Source organism: Streptomyces sp. NPDC002588 (assembly GCF_040295925.1).
Classification (GTDB): domain Bacteria; phylum Actinomycetota; class Actinomycetes; order Streptomycetales; family Streptomycetaceae; genus Streptomyces.
This window is the reverse complement of record NZ_JBEOWF010000093.1, coordinates 1-6,870: the sequence shown is the minus strand read 5'-3', so window position 1 is coordinate 6,870 and position 6,870 is coordinate 1. Positions and strand designations below refer to the sequence as shown.

General features: G+C 71.7%; 8 protein-coding genes. 4 read left to right on the top strand and 4 right to left on the bottom strand.

Translation table 11 applies throughout. From position 1 onward, the window contains the following. Positions 1-121 precede the first annotated feature (121 nt). The gene (locus tag ABT057_RS48590; protein ID WP_352351759.1) at positions 122-1,507 is read right to left on the bottom strand and encodes an aldehyde dehydrogenase family protein; all 1,386 of its coding nucleotides are present in this window, start codon (positions 1,505-1,507) and stop codon (positions 122-124) included. A 120-nt stretch (positions 1,508-1,627) separates the two neighbouring features. On the opposite strand from ABT057_RS48590, the gene ABT057_RS48585 reads away from it, so the two are divergent. The 3 genes from ABT057_RS48585 to ABT057_RS48575 all read left to right on the top strand — a co-directional run bounded on the left by ABT057_RS48585 (position 1,628) and on the right by ABT057_RS48575 (position 3,620). Further along, positions 1,628-2,335 carry a TetR/AcrR family transcriptional regulator gene (locus ABT057_RS48585; RefSeq protein ID WP_352351757.1) on the top strand — a complete coding sequence of 236 codons (708 nt, stop codon included), beginning with the start codon at positions 1,628-1,630 and terminating at the stop codon, positions 2,333-2,335. Further along, complete coding sequence (locus ABT057_RS48580; RefSeq protein WP_352351755.1) at positions 2,307-2,993, top strand: DUF899 family protein; 687 nt, start codon at positions 2,307-2,309, stop codon at positions 2,991-2,993. Before ABT057_RS48585 ends, ABT057_RS48580 begins: the two co-directional genes overlap by 29 nt. 192 nt (positions 2,994-3,185) lie before the next feature. Next, positions 3,186-3,620, top strand: coding sequence for a flagellar basal body-associated FliL family protein (locus tag ABT057_RS48575; protein WP_352351751.1), 435 nt, complete (start codon positions 3,186-3,188; stop codon positions 3,618-3,620). A gap of 43 nt (positions 3,621-3,663) precedes the next feature. Here the strand turns inward: ABT057_RS48575 and ABT057_RS48570 are convergent, their stop codons facing one another. The 3 genes from ABT057_RS48570 to ABT057_RS48560 all read right to left on the bottom strand — a co-directional run bounded on the left by ABT057_RS48570 (position 3,664) and on the right by ABT057_RS48560 (position 5,735). Next, positions 3,664-4,053, bottom strand: coding sequence for a hypothetical protein (locus ABT057_RS48570; protein WP_352351749.1), 390 nt, complete (start codon positions 4,051-4,053; stop codon positions 3,664-3,666). Further along, positions 4,043-4,486: a RidA family protein gene (locus tag ABT057_RS48565; RefSeq protein WP_352351747.1), complete on the bottom strand. Its 444-nt coding sequence runs from the start codon at positions 4,484-4,486 to the stop codon at positions 4,043-4,045. Before ABT057_RS48565 ends, ABT057_RS48570 begins: the two co-directional genes overlap by 11 nt. 70 nt (positions 4,487-4,556) lie before the next feature. After that, positions 4,557-5,735 carry a pyridoxal phosphate-dependent aminotransferase gene (locus tag ABT057_RS48560; RefSeq protein WP_352351745.1) on the bottom strand — a complete coding sequence of 393 codons (1,179 nt, stop codon included), beginning with the start codon at positions 5,733-5,735 and terminating at the stop codon, positions 4,557-4,559. 255 nt (positions 5,736-5,990) lie between these two features. On the opposite strand from ABT057_RS48560, the gene ABT057_RS48555 reads away from it, so the two are divergent. Continuing rightward, on the top strand, positions 5,991-6,743 hold the full coding sequence (locus ABT057_RS48555) for an ALF repeat-containing protein (protein ID WP_352351743.1): 753 nt from the start codon (positions 5,991-5,993) through the stop codon (positions 6,741-6,743). Positions 6,744-6,870: the final 127 nt, after the last annotated feature.

Sequence of the window (6,870 nt, the reverse complement as noted above, 5' to 3'; positions counted from 1 at the left end):
TCGGGGCGACCCTCCGCCTTGCGATCGCACGCACCAGACGCCGCCAGGCCTGCCCTTCGGGCAGACGACGCTACTTTCGAAACACGCCCTAGTGCCGTAGGGGACCAACACCCTTGGTGACTCAGAGGATGCGGCGCAGGAGGCGGTCCTTCCAGGCGGTGTACGGCGGGTAGACGATCCGCAGGGGGTCCAGGAACAGGGGCTTGTCCAGTACGGCCTTGGTGTGGCTGAAGGTGTCGAGGGAGTGGGGTCCGTGGTAGCGGCCGAGGCCGCTCTCGCCGACCCCGCCGAACGGGAGCCCGGGCACCGTGAGATGCGCGTTGGGGATGCCGAAGGCGAGGGCGCCCGAGGAGGTCTCCGTGCTCAGCCGCAGCTTGGAGCGGCGGGAGGCCGTGAAGGCGTAGAGGGCGAGCGGCTTGTCGCGGGCGGTGACGAAGGCGATCGCGGCGTCCAGGTCGGGGACGCGGACCACGGGCAGGATCGGTCCGAAGATCTCCTCGCGCATCACGGGCGCGTCCGGGTCCACGTCGGCGAGGACGGTGGGGGCGAGGTAGCGGGTCGTGCGGTCGTGTTCGCCTCCGGTGACGAGGCGGGCGGAGTCGTCCTTCAGCAGGCCGAGCAGGCGGTCGAAGTGCCGCTCGTCGACGATCCTGCCGTAGTCGGGGCTGGTGGCCGGGTCGGTGCCGTACATCTCGCGGACGGCGGTGGCGAGGTGCCGTTCGATGCCGTCGGCGGCCTCGCCGATCGCGAGCACGTAGTCGGGGGCGACGCAGGTCTGCCCGGCGTTCATGAACTTGCCCCAGGCGATCCGGCGGGCGGCCGCGGCGAGGTCGGTGCCGGGTTCGACGACGGCGGGGGACTTGCCGCCGAGTTCGAGGGTGACCGGGGTGAGCCGGCGGGCCGCGGCGGCCATCACGATCCGGCCGACCGTGCCGTTGCCGGTGTAGAAGATGTGGTCGAAGGGCTCGTCGAGCAGGGCGGTCGTCTCCGCGACCCCGCCCTCCACGACCGCGACGGCCTCCGGGTCGAGGGCGAGGGGCAGCAGCCGGGCGAGCGCGGCGGAGGTGGCGGGCGCGAGCTCGCTGGGCTTGACGACCGCGCAGTTGCCGGCGGCGAGGGCGCCGACGAGGGGCGCGAGGGCCAGTTGGAGCGGGTAGTTCCAGGGGCTGATGATCAGTACGACGCCCAGGGGCTCCCGTATCGTCCGGGCGCGGGCCGGGGCGAGGGTGAGGGGGACGGGGACGCGGCGGGGGCGCAGCCAGCGGTCGAGGTGGCGCAGGGTGTGGTCGATCTCGTTGACCAGGAAGCCGGTCTCGGTGACGTGTGCCTCGGTGCCGTTCTTGCCGAGGTCGGTGTGGAGAGCGGCGGCGAACTCCTGCTGATGATCTGTCAGGAGATCCCGCAGGGCGCGGAGTTGGGCCTTGCGCCAGGAGACGGGACGGGTGCGGCCGCTCGCGAAGGTGGCGCGGAGTCGGGAGGAGGTGAGGGCGGAGGCGGAGGTGACCATGCGCCGACAATATACGAAACGAAATCCTTTCGTTTCGTATTGACTATACTCACGGCATGCCCACGCCTCCCCTCACCACGCTGTCCGAACGTCCGCACGAACGCCTGTCCGGGCCGACCGGTGTCTGACGGGGCACCCCGCCGGGGGCGGCCGCGGGACGCCGCGCGGGACCGGGCCCTGCTGGAGGCCACGCTGACCGTCCTGGCCGAGAGCGGCTACGGCGGACTCACCACCGGCGCGGTGGCCGCGCGGGCCGGTGTCTCCACCGCCACGCTCTACCGCCGCTGGTCCTCCAAGGAGGAACTGGTGCTGGCGGCGGCCGCGACCCGCGCCGAGGACCTGGCGAAACAGCCCGACACCGGCAGCCTCGAGGGTGATCTGCGGGCCCTGCTGCGGGACAAGGCCGCGAGTCTGACCGGGGAGAGCGGCCGCCTGATGCGCGCCCTCATCGGCGAGGCCGCCCACAACGACACCCTCGCCGAGGTCCTCGCGACCACCTTCCTGCTCCCCGTGCGGCACCGGGTGGAGGAGGCGGTGGCCCGGGCGGCGGCCCGCGGGGAGGTCCCCGCGCCCGAGGACCCGGAGATGCTGGGCGACCTGGTCATCGGACCGATGCTGAGCCACTTCCTGATCACCCCGAGGCCGCCGGAGCAGGTGGACGAGGAGGCGGCCCGGGCGGGGGCGGACCGACTGCTGCCGTTCCTGCTGCGGGCCTTGGGAAGTGCGGGCGCCGCGGACCGGACCCTAGACTCGAAGACAGGTGAGGGGACTGGGGGGCCGTCCACTCCAGGAGGCGGCGATGTGGCGCCACACCCGACTGACCGGTGAATCCGCGGAATACCTCGCCGCCCGCGAGGAACTGCGGCTGGCCGAGATCGACCTCATGCGCCTGCGCGAGAAGGTCGCGGCCCGGCGCAGGTCCCTCCCGCCCGGCCCGCCCGTGGACGACTACGTCTTCCAGGAGGGCCCCGCCGACCTGGCGGCGGGAGACACCCCGCTCCGAGAGGTCTCCCTCGGCGACCTCTTCACCGCTCCGGACCGCCCCCTCCTCATCTACCACCTCATGTACGGCAAACGGCAGACGACGCCCTGCCCGATGTGCACGCTGTGGATCGACGGCCTCGACGGCATCGCCCACCACCTCGCCCGCACCGCCGACTTCGCCGTCGTCGCGGCCGCCGACCCACCCGCCCTGCGCGACCACGCCCGCACCCGCGGCTGGCACCGCGTACGCCTCCTCAGCTGCGGCGACAGCACCTTCAAGTACGACCTGGGCAGCGAGGACGAGGTGGGCGACCAGGACTCCGCGATCTCCGTCTTCACCCGCTCCCCCGACGGCACGGTCCACCACACCTACTCCACCCACCCCCGCATGTCCGCCGACCTGCCCGAACGGGGAATCGACCTCTACACCCCCCTCTGGAACCTCCTGGACCTGACCCCCGCCGGCCGGGGCGACTGGTATCCGACGCTGGACTACCACTGATCCGCTTCCCGGCAGGAGTCCGGGGAGATGCGACCGCAGTCGGAGGCACGTCCTCTGACTGCGGTTGCAGCCGAGCCCCCGAGATCAGGTTCTGAGCCGATGTCCGGCGATGCCCGCTCTTCGATGATTACCCATGTCGACAGGCGAACGGCGTCGACGGACATCTTCGGCAACCATTCCTCGGAGGACACCATGACCGTTACCGTTTCCGCCCAGAACAACAAGGCGTCGAAGGGCACGAAGATCCTGATCGGCGGGGTCGCGGCGGCACTCGTCATGGTGCTCGGTGGCGGCGGCGCCTACTGGTGGCACGAGCACAACAAGCTCAGCCAGGCGTCCATGGCCGACTGCCAGCTCGCGCAGAAGATCGTCGACGAGGCGCAGAACCCTCCGAGCGACAAGGCGGCCCTCGAGAAGTGGTACAAGAACGCCCAGCAGCGCAGGTCGCGGATCGGGGACGGCTACCTCGCCGCCAACGTCTCGAACTACGACGGGTGGGCGTACCTGAACGCGAAGGGCGAGGGCAACCCGCCGTCGAAGGACGACGTGAAGAAGCTGGAGGACACGGCCGACCGGCACTGCATCGAGGCCGGGATCGACATCTCGCTCCCGGCGATCGCCTCCTGACGGGACGCCGTTGAGGGCGAGGAGCCACCACAACGGCCACCCGCTAGAACCGCCACCACGGGCTGTCGCCGTTGCCGGGCCGCAACGCCCTGTTTCTGGTCAGGATCTTGTGGTCCAGGGCGGAGACGAGGGCGCGCAGCTCGCGGGCGTTTCTGGTCGGGAGGGCGTGGATGACGGCCTCGAGCTGGTCGCGGGCATCGGACGGGTCGCAGCAGTCGTAGTGGTAGGGGGAGGGGAGTGCGAGGTCGCGGAGGGGGCCGTGGGCCAGGGACCGCCAGCGGTGGAACGCCTCCGCCGTGTCGAGGCCGGGGAAGCGGGTGCGTTCCAGGCGGTGGACGGCTGCCGTGCAGGATGACGAGAGGTGGTCGATCGCGGACCGCCGGGCGGTCCTGGCGCGTTCGTGCCGGAGCGCTGCCGGGCGTCTACGCGGCACTGTCCGATCGGTCGTCGGGACCGGTCTCCGGGAGCAGGGCCAGTGCCTCCACCTCCAGGACGAGTTCGGGGCGGAAGAGGGCCGCCACCTGGACCGCGGAGCTCGCGGGCGGGCGGGCGACGTCGATGTGACGGTCGCGGACCTCGCGTATCGCGGGCAGGTGGGCGACGTCGGTGACGTAATAGGTGAACTTGACGACGTGCTCGAAGCCGGCACCCGCCGCGGTCAGGCAGCGGCGGAGGTTCTCGAAGACCTGGCGGGCCTGGGCGGCGGGGTCGCCCTCGCCGACCACCTTTCCGTCGGCGTCGAAAGCGACCTGACCCGAGATCGCGACCAGCCGGCCGGTTCCCATGACGACGTGGCTGTAGCCGGTGCCCGGGGCGACACCGTCCGGCTCGGCCAGGTGGGTGAGGGGCGGGAAGGAGGATGACATGAGCGTCATTCTTCATCGGCTCCGGGCACAGGAGCCATGGAGTTTTCGCGGGGGCGGTCCCGCGACGAGGTCAGCGGGACAGGGTCGTCAGGAACTTCTCCAGGCGGGAGATTCCCTCCGTCAGGTCTTCCCCTGACGCCGCGTAGGACAGGCGTACGTGGGTTTCCGCCGTCGCGTGTCCGAAGTCCCGGCCGGGAGTGAGCGCGACATGCGCCTCCCGCAGGGCGCGGGCGCAGAACTCCCAGGAGGTGAGGCCGGTTCCGGTGACGTCGAAGTAGACGTAGAACGCGCCGTCGGGCGGGACCGGAACCGGCAGGCCGAGTCGCGCGAGAGCGGACAGGACCAGGGCGCGGCGCTCGGCGAACTCGGCGCGGCGGGCCTCGCAGACGGCGAGGGACTCGGGGGTGAAGCAGGCCAGTGCCGCCTGCTGGGCGGGGGCGGAAGCACAGAGGAAGTAGTTCTGGGCGAGGCGTTCCAGGGCCGGTACGAGGGGTTCGGGGACGACACACCAGCCGAGCCGCCAGCCGGTCATGCCGAAGTACTTGGAGAAGCTGTTGATGACGACGGCGCCGGGGTCGTGGGACAGGGCGGTGGGCGGGGGCGCGCCCTCGGCGCCGTGGTCGCTGAGGTCGAGGTAGATCTCGTCCACCAGGCGCCAGGCCTCGCGCTCGCGGGCGAGGGCGCACAGCGCGGCCAGTTCGTCCGCCGGGACCGAGGTGCCCGTCGGGTTGGAGGGGGTGGCGATCATGAGGCCCCGGGTGCGGTCCGTCCAGGACGCGTCCACGGCCGCCGTGTCGAGCTGGTAGCGGGAGGCGGCGGTGGTGGGGACGAGGGTGACGCGGGCGCCGAAGCTCTCGACGATCTGGCGGTTGCAGGGGTAGGAGGGATCGGCGATGAGGACCTCGTCGCCCGGGTCGACCAGGGCGGCGGTGGCCAGCACGAGCGCGGCGGAGGCGCCGGCCGTCACCACCACCCGGGCGGGGTCCACGTCGACCCCGTGCCGGTCCGCGTAGAAGTCCGCGACGGCCTGTCGCAGGGCGGGCAGGCCGAGGGCCGCCGTGTAGCTGAGGGGGCGGCCGTCCATGGCCTCGCGCATCGCCGCCAGGACGGCCGGGGGCGCGCCGAAGTCGGGTTCGCCGAGGCTGAGTTTGACGACGTGGTGGCCCTGGGCCTCCAGGGCGGCGGCCTGCTTGCCGAACTCCATGGCGTAGAAGGGCGCGATGGACTGGGCGCGGTGCGAGATCCTCATGCCGCGCCATTGTCCGGGAGGGGCCGGAGACACCGGCAGGGCGGGTCCGGGCCGGTCAGCCGAGGCGGCCCACCACGTGGTCCGCCGTCCGTCGGTCACGCGGGGAGAGTCAATGGCCGGATCCTGTCGCTCCAACTCGGCGGATGTGCGTCCAAGATTGTCCGGTTCGGGCGGTGCGCGGCCGGGGATCCCCTGGAACGATCTCCGCCGAGTGGAATTCGATCAACCAGGTTCGAACAATCAGGGGGAAACGACATGAGACTCACGCGTGCTGCGCTCACCGTGGCCGCGGGCACCCTGGCGCCCGCCCTGCTGCTCGCCACGCCGGCCTTCGCCGCGGACACGTCCGGCGCGGGCACCGCCTCCGTCACCACGGCCGCGACGGCCACGGACTCGGACTCGGACTCGCCGTACGACTCGATGACGGAGGAAGAGCTGCGCATCGAGATCCTGCGCGTCCTCGCGGACGAGAACTCGGGCGTCGGGGTGCGCAGGGAGGCGCAGGAGGCGCTCGACGGCACCGTCGAGGACATGCGCTACTTCCTGGAGACGGGCATCCTGCTGGCGCAGGACGAGGACAACAAGGTGGCGATCGCGCGGCTGCTCGCCGACCCGGACAGCGGCAAGGCGGTGATCAGGGAGGCGAACAAGGCCCTCGACGGCACCGCCGAGGACCGGGCGAACTTCCTGGCCACGGGCCTGCGGCTCGCCCAGGACGAGGACAACAAGGTGGAGATCTTCCGCATCATCGGCCTCCCCTCCAGCGGCAAGGGCGTCTACCGCGAGGCCGTGAAGGCCCTCGAAGGCAGCATCGAGGACCGGGTGTACTTCCTGTCGACCGGATACCGGCTCGCCCAGGCCGAGGACGACCGGGTCGCCGTCGCGAAGATCCTGGCCCGGACCGACATCAGCGCGGCCCTGCGCGCGGCGGCGGAGGCCGTGATCGACGGCACCCCGGAGGAACTGCGCTACTTCATCGAGGTCGGCCAGTACGAGGTGGACGGCTGAGCGAGGGGCGTCGTGGCCGGTGCCGGCCCAGGCCTAGTGCCGCGGCAGGCAACGTTCGCCCCGTCGCGACGCCCGGCACGCTCCCCCACTCTCGACTTCGCTCGAGCGGGAGGGGCCCCCACCGCCG